The sequence below is a fragment of the Nocardia violaceofusca NBRC 14427 genome, from assembly GCF_963869435.1.
GTDB classification, from domain to species: Bacteria; Actinomycetota; Actinomycetes; order Mycobacteriales; family Mycobacteriaceae; genus Nocardia; species Nocardia aobensis.
In genome coordinates, this window is sequence record NZ_CAWMPM010000042.1 from 51,196 (window position 1) to 69,878 (window position 18,683).

Below are 18,683 nucleotides of genomic sequence, written 5' to 3' on the forward strand. Positions count from 1 at the left end.
CGGGGTTGGTGCTTGTGGGGCTGTGGGCGCGGCGGTCATTCGAGGGCCGCGTAGATTTCCGGCCGGCGCCGGGACAGGAGCGCCGCCCACGCGAGGCCACCGGCGAACGCCGCGGCGACGACCGTGAGGAAGACGTTCGCCCCGGTGCGCGAGCCGATCAGCAGCTCGAAGTTGCCGATGACGAGCACGAGGATCGTCGCGAGCGCGCCGAACGCGAGGGCGGGGGCGACCGTGCCCGTCCACGCGGTCGCCGTGCGAACCTTGCGGAAGTGCACAAAGACCGCCGCGCAGGTCAGAGCCAGTAGCACGATCAGCCCGAGGGTGCCGGCACCGCCGAACCAGGCGTAGATCTCGACAACGGGCTCGAGCCCGGCGATCGCCGTGGCCGCGAGCACGGTGGCGATCACCCCGGAGGTCAGCAGCGAGGCCACATGCGGCGACCGATGCGCGGGGTGCACCGAGCCGAGCGAGACCGGCAACGCGCCCTGACGTCCGAGGGCGAACAGGTAACGGGCCACCACGTTGTGCGCGGTGAGCACGCAGGCGAAGAAGCTCGTGACGAGCAGAACCTGCATGACATCGTGGGCGGCCCGAGACAGGTAACGGGTAGCCAGCCCAGGCGCTAGTCCTTCGGGGTCGTTCGCCGCGAGCTCGACGGCGTGCGCGACGCCGAGGCCATTGACCATGGCCCAGGACGAGAAAGCGTAGATCACGGCGATCAGGACAACCGCGATGTAGGTGGCCCTCGGGATGGTCCGGTCCGGGTCCTTCGCCTCGGACCGGAAGACGGCGGTGGCCTCGAACCCGACGAAGCCGAAGACGGCGAACATGATTCCGGTGCCGGTGGCGCCGCTGGTGAACGCGTCCCAGGTCAGCGGGTGCGCGGAGAGCCCGCTCTCGCCGCCGCGCAGCACGATGGCGAGGTCGACGAGAGCGACGATCCCGACCTCCGCGATCAGCAGCGCGCCGAGCACCCGCGCGCTGACCTCCACGTTGCGGTACCCCAGGTAACCGATAGCCGCGAGCCCCGCGCCCGCAAGGACCCACCACGGCACCGCGACGCCGAGGAAGGTCTCGGCCACAGTGCGCGCGGCGGCCCCGAGGTAGGCCGAAACGGAGACCATGAGCAGTGAATACGTAACCAGGGCGAGCGTCGCGGCGCCCAGCCCGGTGCCGGTACCGAGACCGCGTTGGACGTAGGAGTAGAAGGCACCCGCGTTGCGTACCTCAGGGGTCATCGCCGAATACCCGACGGTGAACAGCACGAGCACGACTCCGACGAGCACGAAGTCGACCGGCGTCCCGATGCCGTTCCCCGAGCCGAGCATCAACGGGATGAGTCCGGCGAACACCGTCAGGGGCGCGGCCATCGCCACGACCATGAAAACGATCTGCGGAACGCCCAGTGTCCGGTCCAGGCCGGCCGTGACCGCTCGTGCCCGTTCTTCGCGCTGCTCGGTCATGACAACTGCTCCATTCGGTGATGCTTTCCTAGTCCGCCTGCCAGAGGTCCGCAGTGACCGACCGCCGGTCCCACGGAGATAGCCCCCTGTGCGACAGATGGAAGGCGCACCGGCTCGACACCCCGCGGGAGGGCGGCGGAAGACCCGCCCGCGGACCGGCGACGGACGCGGCTACCCCGCGGGCCGACTCGGAACCTTGACGAGTCCCGCGTCCAGCACCTCTCGGACGGCGCGTTCCGCAGCACGGACAGCGCCGTCGAGATAGCCCTGATTGACCGTCGCGGTCTCCGTGCCGGCCCAGTGGATCCGACCGACCGGCCGGCGATCCGCATCCGTGTACTCGGTCAGCGAGCCCGGAGGGCGGGAGCCGACGCAGCCGCTGATCCACGGCTCGTGCGTCCAGCCCTTCTCGAGGTACGCGATCGGATCGGCCGCTTGCGCCCCGAACAGCACGGTCAGGTCGGCGAGGAACGCCGAGCGCCGCACGGCGGGGTCGTCGAGGATCGCGTCGGGCCCGGGCCGGCCGACTCCCTCCCCAGCGGTCGCGAGGAAGGCCAGCAGGATCCCGACGCTGCCGTCCGGCGGGGAGTTGTCGACGACGAACTGGGCCACCGGCAGGTCCGTAACCGCCTGCCCGTTCAGGCCCTCCTCGCGCCAGAACGGGCGGTCGTAGACGGCGAAGAGTTTGCTCTCCGCGCCGCTGCACCAGCGACGCTGCAGCATCGTGCGGCGGGTGGGCAAGCCCGGTGTCACACGGATCCGGGCCGCGTCCGCGGGCGACATCGCGACGATCACCCGGTCCGCGCGAACGTCGACCCGCGCCGACCGGACCGAGACGCCCCCGGCATTCTGCGCGATCTCGATAGCGGGCGAGTCGAGCACCACCGCGTCCCCCAGATCCTCGGCCAGGCGCTCCGCGATCCGGACCGAGCCACCGACCACCCGCGACTCCTGCGCCCCGCCGGTGATGTTGAAGATGTGGTCGATTCCGCCGGCGCCCCGGATCCGCGCCAGCTGCACCAGCAGCGAGGTGGAGTGCAGGGCCTCGGCGTTGCTCACCGAGAAGCCGACCGAGAACAACTCTCTGGCCTCCGCGGTCATCGCGTTCGCATCGACCCAGTGCCCGAAGGTCGTGGCGTCCCACGAGCGGGCGCGACGCGCGGTCCACGGCGCGTCGAGCGGCACAGTTCTCGCCATCCGCTCCAACCGCAACTGCAACTGGGCGAAGTCGGCGAGAACGAGCGGACTCAGCGGCGGGATGGTGCCGTCGTATCGCTTCGAACGACCACGCCGGTGGTAGATCGACTTCCCGTCGACGTACGTCTCGAAGGTGGCCAGCCCCAACTCGTCGATCAGCGCGAGGACCCGGTCCTGGCCCGGACCGACCCATTGGCCGCCGCCTTCGGTGATCACACCGTCGGCAACGTCGAGGTTCATCGTGCGGCCGCCGACTCGGTCACCGGCCTCGGTCACCACGACCGATTGCCCGGCCTGTACCAGCCGCCGCGCCGCTGTCAACCCGGACACCCCGGCGCCGACGACGACGATGTCGGCGGTGCGTAGCTCGGTCATGCTGATGCCCTTTCGAGGTGTTCGACGACGTGGTCGGCGACGAGGGGTGCGAGCGCGGCGGGCAAGTGATGTCCCATTCCGGAAATCACGATGTGTCGCGCACCGGGTATCGCGGCCGCGGTGGCCTCGCCCCCGGAAGGCGCGATGATGAGGTCGCGATCGCCGTTGATCACCACGGTGGGAGCCTTGACGCCGGCGATCTCCGCCGTCCGGTCACCCGAGGCTTGGATGGCCTGAACCTGCCGGGCGGTTCCGGCCGCACCGTCGCCGGCCGTGCGATTCCACGTCTGCACGGCATGGTCCGCTTCCTCGACCTCATCGATCGGGAACTTGTCGCCCGCCAGATGCGCCGTCAAGCGAAGGTGCGCACGCACGGCCTGTACCCGGTTGCGCGGCGGCGGGGCGGCCATCAGCGCCAGAGTCGACACGGCCGGCCGGCCGACCTTCGGATCGCCAGTGGTCGAGTACAACGAGGCCAGTGAACTGGTGAGTTCGGGGTACCGCGCCGCGACGGTCTGCGCGATCATCCCTCCCATCGAGCGCCCGACGAGGTGCACCGGGCCCAGGCCGAGATGTTCGATCAGTTGCGCCGCGTCGGCCGCCATGTCGGCCAGCGTGTAGGCGTCCCGGCGGGGCCGGGCGAGCAGTTGCCGGAGCGTACTCGGTGGCGGAGTGCTCGCGTAGGTGGAGCGGCCGCAGTCGCGGTTGTCCATCCGGATGACCTGAAAGCCGGCCGCGACCAGGGCGGAGACGAACCGCTGCGACCACGCCGTCAAGTCCTCCGCGAGGCCGGCGATGAGCAGGATCGGCGGGGCGCCGAACGTGCCCTCGATTCGATAGCAGACACGCGTGCCGCCGGGAAGGACGGCGAAACGGTCCTCGGTGTGCTCAGGCATGAGCCGCCGCCCGCACTGTCGAGGCTGCGCTCTCCTCGGCGGTGGAACCGAATCGCAGCGCGTCGTCCAGCAGGGGGCCACGCAAAAGCTTGGCGTCCTGCGGGTAGGACATCGACATCTGCCACATGCCGGTGCCCTGCTTCGGATTGATCGCGATGGCCCGCTGCGCATAACCCGAGCTGAGGTCCATGACCGGGCGCGTCTCCATGGCGGGATCGGCCTCGACGACGACGCTGTCATAACCGAAGGCGTCCATATGCGCTTGCAGGTTGCAGAAGTAGCGGCACAGGATGCCGATCTTCAGCGTCCACGACGAAGTGGTGTAGCCGATCGCGATGGCGAGGTTGGGAATGCCCGAGAGCAGGGTGCCGCGGTAGACGACGGAGTCGGCCAGGTTCACCGGTGCACCGTCGACCACCACGTCCATGCCGCCGAGCAGGCGCACATTGAGGCCGGTCGCAGTGATGATCACGTCGGCGTCCAGATGCTCGCCCGACTCGAGCTGGATCCCCGACTCGGTGAAACGCGTGATCCGGTCGGTGACGATCGAGGCGCTGCCGTCGCGCAGCGCGGCGAAGAAATCGCCGTCGGGGGAAAGGCACAGGCGCTGGTCCCACGGGTCGTAGGGTGGGTTGAAGTGGGTGTCCACGTCGTAGCCCCTGGGCAGCAACATCTTGTTGACGCGCCGGATGACCGCGCGCCCCAGGCGGGGGAAGGTGCGCAGCGACTTGACCACGCCCCGATCGATCCAGATGTTGGTGAACCGGGTCATCGCGTAACCGCGGCGTTGGCCGAAGAGCCGGGCGAACAGCAACGCCAGAGAATCGACCTTCGGCCAGGGCACGACGTACGTCGGGGTGCGCTGGAGCATGGTCACGTGAGCGGCGGCGCCCTCGCCGGTCAGCATCGACGGAATCAGGGTCACCGCGGTCGCGCCGCTCCCGATCACGACGACCTTCTTGCCGGCGTAGTCGTAGCCCTCGGGCCAGTGCTGGGGATGAATGATGTCGCCGGCGAAGTCCTCGCGGCCCTCGAAGTGCGGGGTGTAGCCCTCGTCGTAGCGGTAGTACCCGGTACCGGCGAAGATCCAGTTGGCGGTGACACACTTGTCGCCGTCGGCGGTGCGCACGTCGATCGTCCAGCGTGCGTCGGCGCTCGACCATTCGGCGCGCTGCACGCTGTGCCCGAGGCGGATGATCCCGCCCAGATCGTTCTCCTCGACCGTCTCGCGCAGGTAGTTCAGGATCTTGGGACCTTCCGCGATGGCAGCGCGGTCATTCCAAGGCTTGAACTCGTAGCCGAAGGTGTGCAGATCGGAATCGGACCGGATGCCGGGGTACTTGAACAGGTCCCAGGTGCCGCCGATGTTGTCGCGCCCCTCGAGCACGACGACACGCTTGCCGGGGAACGCCTCGACGATGTAGCGCGCGGCGCCGATACCGGAGATGCCGGCACCGATGATGACGATGTCGAATTCCTCGGGTCGCTGCTTCGTAGCGTTCATCGTGGAGCCTTTCGGTGGTGATCACGTCGATGTGCGATTCCACGGTGCCCGCTGTTGCGGTCCTCGCACTACGGCGCGGTGCCCAGTCCTGCGCGACGGTGTGGTGCACAGTGCACTGTCCAGGCCTTTGCGGTACAGATCACACCGCCTGGTGGTGCAGTGTGTCGCGACCGTCGCGATACGTGGTTGCACGTCGGCGTAGCGGGCGGTATCGCGAGCACGCCAGTGTGGAAGCCGCACGACATCACGGTCAGACTCGAGGAGGCGCGGCCATGCGCGACATATTCTTCGCCGCGGCGGACATCTGGATGATCGCCATCGGGCTCATCTGCGGCGCGAAATTCATTCGTGGCCAACACAATTATTTGATCGGCCTCGAGTGGATCATTATGGCGACATCAGGGACCAATTTTCTGATCTACGGGATCACCGGGGCGGGCACCGATTCCCCGATGCACCACATCGCCTTCTTCTTGGACGCGTTCTCGCGCTCGATCGGGTTCACGCTGATCCTGGTCCTCGGGTTGCTGGCCGTCACTCACAGGTACAAGCCCACGATCCGCGTGGAGGTGGGCGCCTTCGCCCTGGCCGCGATCGTCGGGTTCGTCCTGTCGGAGTTCGCCGAACAGGTTGGCACCCCGGGTAAGGTGTTCTTCCTGATCACCGCCCTCGCGACCTCCGGCTTCCTGTGCTATTTCGGATGGCGACTCTGGGAGATCGGTGAGCGCGCCCATGCCGCGTGGGTGGCCGTCACCGTCGCGCTGAACGTGGTCGTCGCGTCGATCTACGACTTCTGGCGAATCCCCGGCGACGACGCCAACCACACCCTCTTCTACACCCTCGCGCTATTCGCGTGGGGTCTGGTGATGCTCGTCATCTACCGGTCGTATGCGGCCTTCGCTGTCCACAACGAGCGGGTCGACGCGGGGCTCGTCCCGACCGCCGCCCCCATCCGAGAAGTCGAAATCGCATGAGTACCACTGCGAATACGACCTACACCACTTTCACCGGCTGGATAGATCCGCCCACCGACCTGCGACCGCCGCTGACGGAGAACCTCACCTGCTCCGTCGCGGTCGTCGGCGGTGGACTCGCGGGCATGGCGACCGCGCTCCGCCTCGTGGAGCGAGGAGTGGACACCATCTTGCTGGAATCGGAGTTCTGCGGGCACGGCTCGAGCTCCCGCAACGCCGGCCAACTGGCAAGCGCGCCCGGCGGCGACATCCAGTTACTGAACTTGTTCTTCGGCAAACGGATGCCGGCGATTATCCGCCTCACCGAAAACGCCGCCGGCCACGTCGAGAACCTGATCGAAACCCTGGACATCGACTGCGACTACGAAGCCACCGGCAACGTCTTCGCCGCCGTCTCTCGCGGCCAACTGGGGCGGGCCCGGCGCATCGCGAAAATCCTCCGACGCGCTGGCGCCCACGTCGAAGAGGGCACCGCTCACGAACTCGGCATCCCGCCCAGCTTCCTCGGCGGCATGCGCGAAATCCAGGGCGGAATCATGAACCCCGGCAAACTCCTGCGCGGCCTGCGCAACGCGGTACTCGCCTCGACCGTACGTGTCTTCGAACAGTCGAAAGTCACTGACATCGTGCACAGCAACGGCACCGTCACCGTCGGAACACCCCGCGGCGTGGTCCGAGCCCGGAAGGTGGTGCTTGCCACGAATGTCTACGGGGGCGAGTGGGATATCACGCCGAAACGCCTGTCGTCGCCGATGTGGGTGACCGAGGTCGAGACCGAGCCGATCGCCCCGGAGCGGCTCGCCGCTCTCGGCTGGACCAGCCGATCCGGGCTCATCACCCAGCACAACATCATGGAGAACTACCGGCTCACCGCGCGCAACACCATCGTGTTCGGCGTGCGGCAAATCGAAGCTGCCGCGAGCTATCCGCTCCCCGAGCGCAGTCCCGACCCGGCGGTCGTGGCCGACCTCGCGAGTGCGTTCGCGCGGCGTTTCCCGCCGCTGGCGGACGTGGCGATCGACCGCGCGTGGGGCGGCTGGATCGGGATCACCTCGACCTGGCTGCCAGTGGCCGGGACGATCGGCGACGACGTCTACTACTGCCTGGCGTGCAACGGCCACGGGCTCGCCCAGGCCACGTATATCGGGTCGCTCATCGCGGAGCGGATCGCCACCGGCACCACCCCGGACGATCTGCGCACCATCTGGGTCGACGAACCGAAGTTCGGCCGTGTGGTCCCGATGATCATGGGGCGCCTCGGGTTACGCGCGGCATGGGCCCTGGACAGGTTCAACGACATGATCAACGGCAGCAAGCGCAACGCACGCCAGGGATTCGCCGCCGCCTCGAATGGTGCGCCAGCCCCCGTGCCTATTACATCGCGCGCCGACAAGGCCAGTTGAAACGCGACAGTCGACCACCGGGCGCACTGCTCCAGCGCCCCGAGGCCTCCGCCGAATCATGGGCGACGGCTCACTCACCGCACGACATCGCTGTACTCCCGAATACCGTCCACTGAAGCACCACCGACCTGTACGCGGTCGGTGGTGCTTCAGTGGACGGTATAGCCGTGACGCAGCGGGCGGTCCCCTCTCGCACATCACTCGAACACTCGGTCGTGTCAGAGCCGACACGACCGAGTGTTCGATCCTCGGGAGTACGGCCCAGGAGCCTTACCCCACCGCGCTCATTCGGCCCGATCGATCAGATCGTGATCAGAGGTCTCCGTTGGCTTGTAGCTGCTGGTACTGCTGGATGCCGGTAGCGATTCCAACGGGCGCCCCGACCACGGCGCCGCCGACGATGGCGCCGAGTCCGCCGAGAGTGGCGGCACCGGCGAGACAGGCCGGGATACTCAAGACTCCAGCGGTGACCGCGATGCCGACAAGCCCCGGGACCGCGCAGCCGATGACCGCGCCGCCGACGCCGCCGGCCATGGCCCCGGTACCGGCCGCGAGGCCGAAGCTGGTAGCGACCGTGCCGAGCGCGGTCTGAATGTCGGCGTTCTTGTCGGCCGCAGACTTCGGCGTGTCGGCGTTGATCGTATCGGGCCGGGCGGTGTCGACCTTGCCGCCGGCCGAAGGCTGTGGGGCTACGGCATCCGGATTGCCGAACACCGTCTGTCTCTCGGCATCCGCGACAGAAACCTGGCCGCCCACAGCCTCAACCACGCCGAACGGGGTCGCGTTTGCGGCGGCGGCGGTGGCTCCATCGCCCGCGTACCGGATGCTCGGTGCGAGCTCCACAGACGCCGGTGGGCCAACAGGGTTCGCGGGTGCGGCGCCAGCCGCTTCGGTGCCGAGCGAGACCGCGGCCGCGGTCATAGCCGTAACGGTCATTGCTTTGACAATCGTCCGTTTCATCGGTTGATTGTTCCTTTCATTCCAATGGATTGGGGCGGCAGATTTGTTGCGCACGACGTTTCGGTTCGAGGAAAGAGTCGCCCGCCGATGACCGCGACTTGACAATTCAGATCGTCGGCCATCGGCGGGCGAACGTCAGCGGACAGCTCACTCCGGTGAAGGTGGTGTGTTCGATGTTCTCGGTACTCGTCGATCCGTTCCCGAGTAGTCGTTGCCGGCGAACGGTGTTGGTACCGAGCTGTTTACGCGATCGCCGCGCCGGTATCGAGGCGACGGCCGCCCCGCGCTCGCGAGATCACGAGAGTCGCGAGTACGGCGATCGCGAGGACGGCCGACAGCCAGTAGCCGATGCCGTACAGGCTCTCGGCCGCGACCTCGAGATGCGTACCGGGAATCTGGACCACGGAGACACTCAGGTCGCCGCTGACCAGCGCCGTGCCGAAAGCGAATCCAACGGCCATGAAAGTGCCGGCGACACCCGAGGCCATTCCTGCCTTCTCCTGTGGCACCGCCATCTGTACCGTGGTGAAGCCCGCCGAGTAGCCGACGCTGCAACCGAGTCCCATTGCGGCGGCGCCGACGAGGTAATGCCACTGCTGGTTGTGAGCCACAGCCAGCCAGGCAAGCCCGGCCGCGCTGATGAGGGCCCCGGCGACGAAGACAGGCACGGCGCGCCCGTTGGTGACGAGCCGATCGACCAGAGCACCGCCGACGAGGAAGGTGACCGCGAACGGAACCATGAGCCAGCCGGTCTGCAGTGCGCTGAGGCCCAGCCCGTAGGCGTCGGCCGGACGCAGCGCGGCAGGAATGATCTGCGTGTACGTGCTGACCAGTAGCAGGAAAGCGGCGTTGACCGCGGCGAACAGCGCGATGCACACGCATGATGCGCTGACCAGCGTGGCCTTCATCAGTGCCACATCGAATACGGCGTTCGCGGACCGGCGCTGCGTGCGCAACCATCCGGCGGCGCCGGCGATCCCGACGACCAACGGAATCAACGCCGCGCTACCCCACACCAGTCCTTGCGTCAGGGTCAGCAGGATTGCCGCGACCCAGCCGATCATCCACACCGTGCCGACGACGCCGATACGCCCTGACCGCTCGGCGGGCGGGTTGTGTGGAATGACCACCACCGAGCCGAAAGTCAGTGCCGCGCAGATGGCCGTGAGAATCACGAAAAAGCTCCGTAGCGACAAGTTCTCGACGATGAACCCGCCGCCGATCATACCGACGACAATGCCGACGCCGGTGGCGATGACAAGCACCGCCACACCGACTGTGGCGTGATTCTCGCCCAGACCGCGGCGGAGGAACCCGAGCGGCAGGAGTTGGGCCGCGCCGCCGACGCCCATGAGTACGCACCCGATCAGGAGTGCGGGATAGGAGCGTGCGATGACAGGGACGAGCGCTCCGCCGGCCATCAGCGCGGCGGCGACCACTGTCGCGATGCGATCACCGTACAGGTCGGCCAGTCTCGGCAGCAGAATGAAACCTGCACCGCCCCCTAGTGTCAGCAATGTGTAGAGCCACGTCGCGGCGGCCACCGATTGCAGGCCGTAGTGGGCCTGGATCATGGGCAGCAGCGGTGGAAGGACGAAGATGACCGCGTTGGTAACGACGACCATGAGAGCGCCGAGACCAATGAGCAAGGACTTGCGCCAGAGCGAAAGTTGCTCTGCTGCAGATTGTTTCGATTCGACTTGGGTTTCGGTCATGGTCAGGCTTCTTTCTCACTTCGGTGCTCGACGCAGCGCGGAGTGGTCGTCGCGGTCCACCGCGATCGGGCGGCGGCCGGACGTGTCGAACCGCTGGTTGTGGGCATCGAAGGCGGCGTACGCCCGGTAGATGACGAGCATCGCCAAACCCCAGGCGAATAGCGCCAGGCTGTAGAAGAGGGTGTGGTTGGCGTCGTCGCCGGGGATTCGCCAGAAGTCGTAGATCGACGCGACGACCACGTTCAGCGCGACGGTGACGGCCACCCACGCGGCATGGGCGCGCTCGCCGAACTCCCAGAGTCGCCATCCGAAATAGCACAGGAAGCCGGAGGTCGCGAGGGCGGTGATCAGGAAGAACACCTTGCCCGGCGTACCGATCTGTTCGGCGAACTCCGACAGCACGAACCCGAGCACCGCGGCCAAGGCGAAGGCCCCCACCTCGACACCGACCGAAGGCTTGTACCCGTGGGTCACCACCAGCAACCCCAGGACCAGAATCAATGTGAATCCGATCGAGCGCGAGAACGCGTCGAAGAAGAAGGCAACGTGATACATCGGAGAGCCGGGGCCCGCTTTTGTCATGCTGTAGATCAGGAAATTGGTCCCCGATGTCGCCATGACGAGCCACTCGAGTCCGATGAGATAGTTCCGATAATTTCGAATGAATCGGACCCCATAGGTCAGCCCGGTGGCGATCATCCATATGTCCGTGGCCAGGAATAGTAGGTCTCGGATAGCCATGGCCCGTCTCCTTGAAATGTGATCTGTATCTCGTGCGGAGATCAGGGTCGCGCAGCGGGAACGTCGATCGCTACGCCGACCTGCACCATCTGTTCGGACGTATGCGACAGATTGCACCGCAGACGGGTGTGAAATGCGACATATTCGGCACTGGGGGCAATCCGCCCACAGACCTCCGATCGCCACCGACTCCAGAACTCACCCGCTTCGTCGCAATGATCGGTGGCGGACTCACAGGGACGGCAACCGTCAGCGGCGATGTCGACACCCCCCCGGGACCGAGGACGGTGCCGAATGCGGTGTATCGAAGGTCGGCGGACCTGCGCCGACGGCCGATTACGACTCGCTGGGATCGACAGCTTGCGCAGGGAGCGGCTCGACCGTGGCGGTGGCCGCGACAGTGGCGTCTTTCAGCAGGATCCACATCGTCAGCCGCTCGGGTGTGCGAGTCGCGTGGATGACCGGCTCAGCTCCCCATACTCAGTGGTGAACCGAAGTGGCCGGGCGGCAGCCGGAAATCGGACGGTCTCCTCCGACGTCGTCGGCGGCGATAGTCTGGATCTACCTGCCGGCAATCTGACGGGTAGCCGATGGTCGAGAGCGATCCGTTCAAGACTCAGCGTGATGGTGTCGATGTCGTCACGGAGCTCGACGCTGCGGGTTTCGCGGAGGCGGAAGAGATCGGGCGGGGTGGTTTCGGGCAGGTGTATCGGTGCACCCAGCTCGCCGTCGAGCGCACCGTCGCGGTCAAGGTGCTGACCGGCGAACTCGACGAGAATCGGGAGCGCTTCCTTCGCGAGCAACGGGCCATGGGGCGGCTGACCGGCCATCCCAATATCGCGGGGATGCTCGAAGTCGGCGAAACCTCCGCCGGTCGCCCGTACCTGGTGATGCCCTATTACGCGCGTGGTTCGCTCGATGACCGCATTCGTCGCGACGGCCCGTTGCCGCTGCCGCAGGTGCTGCGTCTGGGCGTGAAGATCGCCGGTGCGCTGGCGACCGCGCATCGCGCCGATGTGCTGCACCGCGATATCAAGCCGAGCAACATCCTGATCACCGACTACGACGAACCCGCGCTGACCGACTTCGGCATCGCCCACATCACCGGCGGATTCGAGACCTCGGCCGGCACGATCACCGGGTCCCCGGCGTTCACCGCACCCGAGGTGATCAGTACCGGCGCCGCGAGCCGAGCCTCCGACGTCTACGGACTGGGCGCCACCTTGTTCGCCGCGCTGACCGGACACGCGGCCTTCGAACGCCGCAGCGGCGAGCAGGTCGTCGCGCAGTTCCTGCGCATCACCGAGCAACCCGTCCCCGACCTGCGGGAACGAGGTTACCCCGACGACGTGTGCGCGGTGATCGAGGCAGCGATGTCCCGTGATCCCTCCCACCGGCCCACCGCCGAGATGATCGGCGAACAACTCCGCCGTGTAGAGCACGATCACGGCTTCGCCGTCGACGAGATGCCCGTTCAGCATCCCTCGGACGCCGAGCACAGGCCACCACCGGTCGCAGCGGGGACCACCGCCGGGAACCTGCCGCTGGAATTGACCAGCTTCGTCGATCGCCGCATCCAGGTAGCCGAGGTCAAGAATCTGCTGGCAGGGGCTCGTCTTGTGACCCTGACCGGGATCGGCGGTGTCGGCAAATCCCGGCTCGCCCTGCGAGTCGCCCACAAACTCACACCGGATTTCACCGACGGTGTGTGGCTGGTCGAGCTGAGCGAGCTCCGCGACCCGGCGCTGGTGGCCGAGAACGTCGCCGCCGCCCTCGGCCTGCAGAACCGCGGTGCCGGCCGAACACTCGACGTCCTCATCCGATACCTGGGCAGCAAAGACCTCCTGCTGGTACTCGACAACTGCGAACACGTCATCGACGAGGCCGCGAAACTGACCGAGTCGCTGCTGCGAACCTGCCCGGGCGTGAGAATCATGGCGACCAGCCGCGAGGCCCTGGGCATCGGCGCCGAATCGGTGTATGCCGTTGCGCCCCTGGGGATATCCACCCAGGCCGGGAGACGGGCCGCTCGCGACGACGCGGTCACCCTGTTCGCCGAACGAGCCGCCGCGGCCGTGCCGGGATTCGCGGTGACCGAACGCAATCGCTCCACCGTCACCCGCATTTGCGCCCGGCTCGACGGCCTGCCGTTGGCGATCGAACTGGCCGCCGCACGGCTGCGCACGATGTCACTCGACCAGATCGACTCCCGTCTCGACGACCGATTCGCATTACTGACCCGCGGCAGCCGCGGCGCACCGAAGCGACAGCAAACCCTGCAATGGTGCATCGCCTGGAGCTACGACCTCTGCACGACAACCGAGCAACACCTCTGGGAGCAGCTTTCGGTTTTCGCCGGTGGATTCGAACTCGACGCCGCCGAACACGTCTGCGAAAGCGACCTCGACGACGCGGAGTTGCTCGACGCGGTGGCCGCCCTGGTGGACAAGTCGATCCTGCTCCGCGACGAGACCGACGATGGTGTCCGGTTCCGGATGCTCGACACCGTCCAGCAGTACGGCCGGCAGATGGCCGAAGCACGCGGCACCTACTCGGAGACTGCCCGGCGCCATCGTGAGTGGTGCGAGCAGATGGCCCTCAACGCCGAGCAGGAGTGGATCGGCCCGCACCAACCGGCGTGGATCGCGCGACTGGAACGCGAGCTTCCGAATCTGCGAAAAGCATTGGAGTTCACCCTTTCCGAGCCGAACGAGGGCGCTGCGCACATTGCGAGCACGCTCTATCTGTTCTGGGCATTGGGTGGCCGGCTCAGCGAAGGCCGCCGCTGGCTGGAACGCGAACTCGCCCAGCCCATTCGATCCTCGCCCATACACCGGGCCAAGGCGTTGTTCGTCGCCAGCTCGATGGCCGGGCTACAGGAAGACATGCAGACTGCTTCGGTAAAGCTACGGGAACTCGCGAATCTAGCCGACGATACAGCGGATCCGCTGGCCAAGGCGCTGGTCTCCCATGCAGAAGCCAATATCTGTCTTGCCGGCGGCGACGTCGAGCTCCGGCGTGCGAGCGACCTTCTGACCGAAGCGGTCGCCCTGTACACCACACTCGGTGAGCCCGGCTTGCAGCTCGATGCCCAGATCTCCCTCGGGTGGAGTTATGCCCTTCGGGGCGACAGCGATCGCGCACTTCCGCCGCTCGAGCAGGCACTGGCTGTCACCGATTCAGCCGGCGAAGTGATGCTCCGATCATGGGCGATGTTGGCCGCGGGTTTTGCCCTATGGCGACAAGGCGATATCGGCGCGGCCACACACATGCTCCAAGCCGGAATCCAGGCCGCGCGCCAGGTGAACGACCCCCTCGTCGCGGCGGTGTGCTCGGAAACCCTGGCCTGGACAGCAGCACAGCAGCACCATTACCGCCGCGCGACGGTTCTGATGGGCGCCGCCGACACATTGGGACACACCGCCGGAATCTCCGCCTTCATACTCTCGGACTTGCAGATCCATCGCGAACAGGCCGAGCGAGCCGCCCGAACGGCACTGGGCGCCCGAGCATTCGAGGCCGCCCGCCAGGAAGGCACCGCGATGAGCCTCCACACCGCGGTGGCCTTCGCCCTGAACGAGAACTCGTCGACTACCCCATCGGCAACGCCACCGGCACCATTGACCAGGCGCGAGCGCCAGGTCGCAGACCTCGTCGCCGAAGGTCTGACCAACAAGGCGATCGCCGCCCGACTGGTGATCTCACAACGCACCGCCGAAGGACACGTGGAACATATTCTGACCAAACTCGGCTTCACCTCCCGCGCCCAGATCGCGGCATGGGCCAGCAGCCACAGCGCAACCTGAATCGCAGCGCGACGCACCGCCGAGCTGAGCGAACGAAAACGTTGACATCAAGCGCGGCGCGCGCGAGGCCAAGGAAGCACGCGAGGCCTGACCAGAAGAAGGTCCGGCCAGGCGACACCAGCTTTGTCGCGGTGAATGCGAAAACGTCGTCGGCGACCGGGTGAGTCGGACAGCGTTGAGCCGATGCCGATGGTCGATGTCCTCGAGGTGAGGTCTTTTCTTAGCCGCACCGGACTCGCTGCGTCGACCTCACCGCCGGCTACGGCGAGAGCCGATATCCGCGATACCCGACTGTCAGTGCGTGACGTCGAGGATCTCGTTGCGCGGCGTGCCGACGCGTTCCAGGGCTTTGTAGAAGTCCTCCGGGGCGGCCCAGTCTTCGGGCGTGAAAACTCCTGCGCGGGTTCCGGGTTCGGCGTCGAGTGCCACGACCATGAATGCGGCACAGCAGGTTCCGGTCGCTGCGGCCATATCGGTGAACAGGTAGGTGCCGGGGCCGCTCACCGGGGTGCGGCGGCTGACCACGTGGGGCAGGCCGTTGCGGAGGCCGGTGACCTCGACCTTCACGGCGGACTTGTGAGGGAAGGTGTGGTTGACTGCCGCCAGGGCGAGGAACTTGACCAGTTCGGTGCGCGTCGCCTCTCCGGTGCGCACGAGATTCCCCACTCCCGATAAGGCGTGGCGCCAGCCGGCTACGCTGCCGAACCCGCCTGTCAGCACCGCCTCCGCGAAGTCGATCGCGTCTTCCATCGAGATCTTGCCCTTCTGCACGGCCAGACCCAGACCGCGAACGAGCCCGTTGTAGGGAGCTGGATCCAGTCCGCCGAAACAACGAATATTCTTGGCATCCGGGTACTTTCGTGGCAGCGTCACCGGCTCCGGGTGGGCGGTCTCGTGCATCAGGGTCAGCCCCAGTCCGGCGCCCAATTCGGTCCAGCGGGTCTGCACCCAGGACTGATGCATCGCGGGTCCGCCGTTTTCCCATGTCAGGCACGGACCGGCCGCGACTCGCAGCATATGGTCGAGGACCGCGCGGCCGATGGCTCCGCGCTCGTCGCCGATGACCCAATACAGGTCGATGTTTTCGACGACGTCGAGTTCGGCGGCCGCGTCGGCGGCCAGGACGTTGGTCATGCCCGGTGACAAACCGCAGCCGATGTACATCGGCACCCCGGCTGCTTCGGCCCGTTCGTGCAGCGACAGGGCGTGCACGGTGCTCTCGATGTCGTCATCGAAATCGAGATACGGCACCTTCGCCTCGAGACACGCTTCCAGCACGGGACCCGCGGTGCGGTTGTACGGTCCGGCCCCGAGCACGACCAGCGCGGCCCCGTCGATGGCGGCACGAAGCCCCCGCGGGTCGTACAGGTCCAGCCGCGCGGCGGTAGCCGTCCCTGCCGGCAGCTTCTCCAGCAGTGGCTCGAGCAGCTCGGCCCGCAGGTCATAGAGCGCGAGCTGCCAGTCGCCGCCCGCGACGGCGAAGCGTTCGATCGCCAACCGGCACATCTCGCCCGCGGCGCCGATGAACACGACCCGTCTCGTGTTGCTGTTGTGGGCCATGGCCCTCTCCATCCTCTTGCTCACGCCTGCTCATGGCGACGCATATGGGTTCTGTCGGCGTGTCAGCGACCGCCGACGACACTTCAATTCCGAATTGAATTCGACTTTATGACGATCGGACGAGGTTGTCAACGCCTCCATACTCGCGATCTCCGCCACCTGGCGAGCCTTGGGCAACCCGGTGTGGACAACCTCAAATTCCGTTACTAACAGGTAAATTATTGTTTCTATCGTTCGCACGTTCGAGACCAAGGCGCCCGCAGCTACATCCGTTGACGGGGCGAAAATCTATACCAAAAGTCGAATTTGATTCGGTTTTTGGCCTCGCATAACCTCAGCAGCCCGGCGATGGATGACAGCCCGGAACGGAGAAGGTCATGGCAGGCAATCGCCGAGACGTAGACGTAGCGTCGTGGGTACCGGGCTCTCCGGACTCACGGCAGCGTTACGGCTGAGCCGACGAGGGCTCTCGGTGCGGGTGCTCGAGGCCGGCGACCGTGTCGGAGGTCGCACGCTCACTCTCGATGTCGCCGACGGGGTGATCACCAAAGGCGGCGGGCAGCGGATCGGCGCTCTGCATACGCGGACGTTCTCGCTGATCGATGAACTCGGCCTGTCGACCTTCCCTACCTACACGGCGGGCAAGACGATCTACCTGCGCAACGCCAAGCGCCGCACCCACACCGGCACAGTCCCGCCATTGCGCCCATGAACTTCGCGCAGACACAGCTGCGGCTCGAACGAATAGCGAGGGGGCTGGGCCCGGCTTCACCTGGAGCGACGACATCCTCGACGACCCTTCCGCACGCCGCGCCGCATTCCTGGCCGAACTGACCACCCTCTTCGGACTCGAAGCCGGGCAACGCATCCGATTCCTCGAGCAGAGCTGGAGCGATGAACCTGAATCACCGGATGCGTCAGCACCCGCGCACCAGGGGTGATGACCAACTACACCAACGCCACCCCCAAGCAGGTGCGCAATATCCACTGGACGGGCACCGAAGCAGCACCGGAATTCGAGGGCTACCTCGAAGGCGCGATCCGCGCGGCCGAGCGTGCGGTCGACGAAGTCTGCGCCACGCTCTTCTACGATTACACGTACGTTTCGAGATACGCGTCGATAAAACGCCGCGCCTCTTTCACAACAGCGTCGTCGCCGGTTCGGGACTGCCGGAACGCGACATCGAACAAGCGGTTACCCGCCTCGAAAACGAGGTCCAGAGCGAGCGGTGGCGTATCCGCCCGCAGCCATTTCTTCTCGAATACCAGACCTCGAAGTTGCTCCGCCTGTTTTCTGTCGAATGCCAGCGCCAGATCGCTGATCGCCGGATTGCGGCCGGAAAACCAGAGTTCGACGAAACCCGGGTGCCCGCGGAAATAGCTCAGGTAGCCGTCGATCATGACGTCGATCGCCCTGCGCAGGCTGCGGGGCGCGGACCTACCACTCCAGACGGCGCCGAGCCGCTCCTCGAGCTGCGTCAAATGCCTTTGCAAGAGCGCGATTTCCAACTGATTGCGGTCGACGAAGTAGTGATAAATGGACGTGATCGGAATACCGGACCGTTCACTGACCGCCTTCAAAGTGGTGGCTTCATACCCATTTTCGCCGAACAGAACGTCGGCGACATCGAGAATGGTCCGCACACGCTCGACACTGCGACGCTGCACCGGCGCTGTACGTGTCGCTGACGGAACCGATGCCGACTGTTTTTCGAACACAATTCGAAATCGTATCATTTCGACCGCGCACAACGATCAGCCCCGCGCACACGACGCACTCGTCACATCGCGATTATCTCGCCGTTCGATGCTGCCGACGATGCCCGAGCTTCGTTGTCACGACGTCTCGACACTGGAGCGCGCCAGCCGTTCACGGCACTGTTCGCGCAACGCCCCGAGGGTCGATCCACCGAGTACGCGGGCGGCTGGGGTGCGAAGTAACCGCAGCAACCGGACGTGGAACTCTTTCGGCCGCAGCCCGAACCGGATGAACGCTTCCTCGTCGTTGCCGCCGTACGGTACCCAGGCGCAAGCGAATTCCAGCATGTCCGCGTCGAACCGGTTCATCGCCACCCGCCTGCGATCAGAC

The 18,683-nt window shown here is 66.3% G+C and carries 14 protein-coding genes; 4 read left to right on the forward strand and 10 right to left on the reverse strand.

What is annotated here, in order from left to right; all coding sequences use genetic code 11:
• Positions 1 to 35: 35 nt before the first annotated feature.
• From AC5592_RS30600 to AC5592_RS30615, 4 genes are all read right to left on the reverse strand, one after another.
• Positions 36 to 1,463: an APC family permease gene (locus AC5592_RS30600; RefSeq protein ID WP_063066202.1), complete on the reverse strand. Its 1,428-nt coding sequence runs from the start codon at positions 1,461 to 1,463 to the stop codon at positions 36 to 38.
• A gap of 171 nt (positions 1,464 to 1,634) precedes the next feature.
• A complete protein-coding gene (locus AC5592_RS30605) occupies positions 1,635 to 3,035 on the reverse strand; it encodes a flavin monoamine oxidase family protein (RefSeq protein WP_063066203.1) in 1,401 nt (466 codons plus the stop codon).
• Positions 3,032 to 3,931: an alpha/beta fold hydrolase gene (locus AC5592_RS30610; protein ID WP_036511123.1), complete on the reverse strand. Its 900-nt coding sequence runs from the start codon at positions 3,929 to 3,931 to the stop codon at positions 3,032 to 3,034. The genes AC5592_RS30605 and AC5592_RS30610 overlap by 4 nt, the downstream gene beginning before the upstream one ends.
• Positions 3,924 to 5,435 (reverse strand): flavin-containing monooxygenase, encoded by a 1,512-nt coding sequence (locus AC5592_RS30615; protein WP_063066204.1) that lies wholly within the window; start codon positions 5,433 to 5,435, stop codon positions 3,924 to 3,926. The genes AC5592_RS30610 and AC5592_RS30615 overlap by 8 nt, the downstream gene beginning before the upstream one ends.
• A 272-nt stretch (positions 5,436 to 5,707) precedes the next feature.
• On the opposite strand from AC5592_RS30615, the gene AC5592_RS30620 reads away from it, so the two are divergent.
• Together AC5592_RS30620 and AC5592_RS30625 are read left to right on the forward strand one after the other, a co-directional pair.
• Entirely contained in the window at positions 5,708 to 6,409 is a 702-nt protein-coding gene (locus AC5592_RS30620; RefSeq protein ID WP_063066205.1) for a hypothetical protein, read from the forward strand.
• On the forward strand, positions 6,406 to 7,812 hold the full coding sequence (locus tag AC5592_RS30625; protein WP_063066206.1) for an NAD(P)/FAD-dependent oxidoreductase: 1,407 nt from the start codon (positions 6,406 to 6,408) through the stop codon (positions 7,810 to 7,812). The genes AC5592_RS30620 and AC5592_RS30625 overlap by 4 nt, the downstream gene beginning before the upstream one ends.
• 312 nt (positions 7,813 to 8,124) lie before the next feature.
• On the opposite strand, the gene AC5592_RS30630 is transcribed toward AC5592_RS30625, so the two are convergent.
• From AC5592_RS30630 to AC5592_RS30640, 3 genes are all read right to left on the reverse strand, one after another.
• Positions 8,125 to 8,733, reverse strand: a complete 609-nt coding sequence (locus AC5592_RS30630; RefSeq protein WP_084507440.1) for a hypothetical protein — start codon at positions 8,731 to 8,733, stop codon at positions 8,125 to 8,127.
• A gap of 281 nt (positions 8,734 to 9,014) precedes the next feature.
• The gene (locus AC5592_RS30635) at positions 9,015 to 10,487 is read right to left on the reverse strand and encodes an MFS transporter (protein ID WP_051025641.1); all 1,473 of its coding nucleotides are present in this window, start codon (positions 10,485 to 10,487) and stop codon (positions 9,015 to 9,017) included.
• A gap of 15 nt (positions 10,488 to 10,502) precedes the next feature.
• Positions 10,503 to 11,228, reverse strand: coding sequence for a transporter (locus tag AC5592_RS30640; protein WP_232329623.1), 726 nt, complete (start codon positions 11,226 to 11,228; stop codon positions 10,503 to 10,505).
• A gap of 590 nt (positions 11,229 to 11,818) precedes the next feature.
• Here AC5592_RS30640 and AC5592_RS30645 point away from each other — a divergent pair.
• Positions 11,819 to 15,034: a protein kinase domain-containing protein gene (locus AC5592_RS30645; RefSeq protein ID WP_063066208.1), complete on the forward strand. Its 3,216-nt coding sequence runs from the start codon at positions 11,819 to 11,821 to the stop codon at positions 15,032 to 15,034.
• 294 nt (positions 15,035 to 15,328) lie between these two features.
• Here AC5592_RS30645 and AC5592_RS30650 read toward each other — a convergent pair whose 3' ends face one another.
• A complete protein-coding gene (locus AC5592_RS30650; protein WP_051025650.1) occupies positions 15,329 to 16,594 on the reverse strand; it encodes a saccharopine dehydrogenase family protein in 1,266 nt (421 codons plus the stop codon).
• Positions 16,595 to 17,006: 412 nt separating this feature from the next.
• Between AC5592_RS30650 and AC5592_RS30655 the strand changes: the two genes are divergently transcribed.
• A complete protein-coding gene (locus AC5592_RS30655) occupies positions 17,007 to 17,306 on the forward strand; it encodes an FAD-dependent oxidoreductase (protein ID WP_232329624.1) in 300 nt (99 codons plus the stop codon).
• Between the two features lie 380 nt (positions 17,307 to 17,686).
• Here the strand turns inward: AC5592_RS30655 and AC5592_RS30660 are convergent, their stop codons facing one another.
• Together AC5592_RS30660 and AC5592_RS30665 are read right to left on the reverse strand one after the other, a co-directional pair.
• A complete protein-coding gene (locus tag AC5592_RS30660; protein ID WP_063066210.1) occupies positions 17,687 to 18,313 on the reverse strand; it encodes a TetR/AcrR family transcriptional regulator in 627 nt (208 codons plus the stop codon).
• A gap of 117 nt (positions 18,314 to 18,430) precedes the next feature.
• The gene (locus AC5592_RS30665) at positions 18,431 to 18,661 is read right to left on the reverse strand and encodes a DUF3263 domain-containing protein (protein WP_036511148.1); all 231 of its coding nucleotides are present in this window, start codon (positions 18,659 to 18,661) and stop codon (positions 18,431 to 18,433) included.
• Between the last annotated feature and the right edge of the window lie 22 nt (positions 18,662 to 18,683).

Bases quoted from the DNA above. Each gene is read 5' to 3' on its own strand.
- AC5592_RS30630 (WP_084507440.1), bottom strand. From the start codon at position 8,733: ATGACCGCGGCCGCGGTCTCGCTCGGCACCGAAGCGGCTGGCGCCGCA.
- AC5592_RS30620 (WP_063066205.1), top strand. From the start codon at position 5,708: ATGCGCGACATATTCTTCGCCGCGGCGGACATCTGGATGATCGCCATC.
- AC5592_RS30635 (WP_051025641.1), bottom strand. From the start codon at position 10,487: ATGACCGAAACCCAAGTCGAATCGAAACAATCTGCAGCAGAGCAACTT.
- AC5592_RS30640 (WP_232329623.1), bottom strand. From the start codon at position 11,228: ATGGCTATCCGAGACCTACTATTCCTGGCCACGGACATATGGATGATC.
- AC5592_RS30605 (WP_063066203.1), bottom strand. From the start codon at position 3,035: ATGACCGAGCTACGCACCGCCGACATCGTCGTCGTCGGCGCCGGGGTG.
- AC5592_RS30645 (WP_063066208.1), top strand. From the start codon at position 11,819: ATGGTCGAGAGCGATCCGTTCAAGACTCAGCGTGATGGTGTCGATGTC.
- AC5592_RS30650 (WP_051025650.1), bottom strand. From the start codon at position 16,594: ATGGCCCACAACAGCAACACGAGACGGGTCGTGTTCATCGGCGCCGCG.
- AC5592_RS30610 (WP_036511123.1), bottom strand. From the start codon at position 3,931: ATGCCTGAGCACACCGAGGACCGTTTCGCCGTCCTTCCCGGCGGCACG.
- AC5592_RS30615 (WP_063066204.1), bottom strand. From the start codon at position 5,435: ATGAACGCTACGAAGCAGCGACCCGAGGAATTCGACATCGTCATCATC.
- AC5592_RS30625 (WP_063066206.1), top strand. From the start codon at position 6,406: ATGAGTACCACTGCGAATACGACCTACACCACTTTCACCGGCTGGATA.
- AC5592_RS30665 (WP_036511148.1), bottom strand. From the start codon at position 18,661: ATGAACCGGTTCGACGCGGACATGCTGGAATTCGCTTGCGCCTGGGTA.
- AC5592_RS30600 (WP_063066202.1), bottom strand. From the start codon at position 1,463: ATGACCGAGCAGCGCGAAGAACGGGCACGAGCGGTCACGGCCGGCCTG.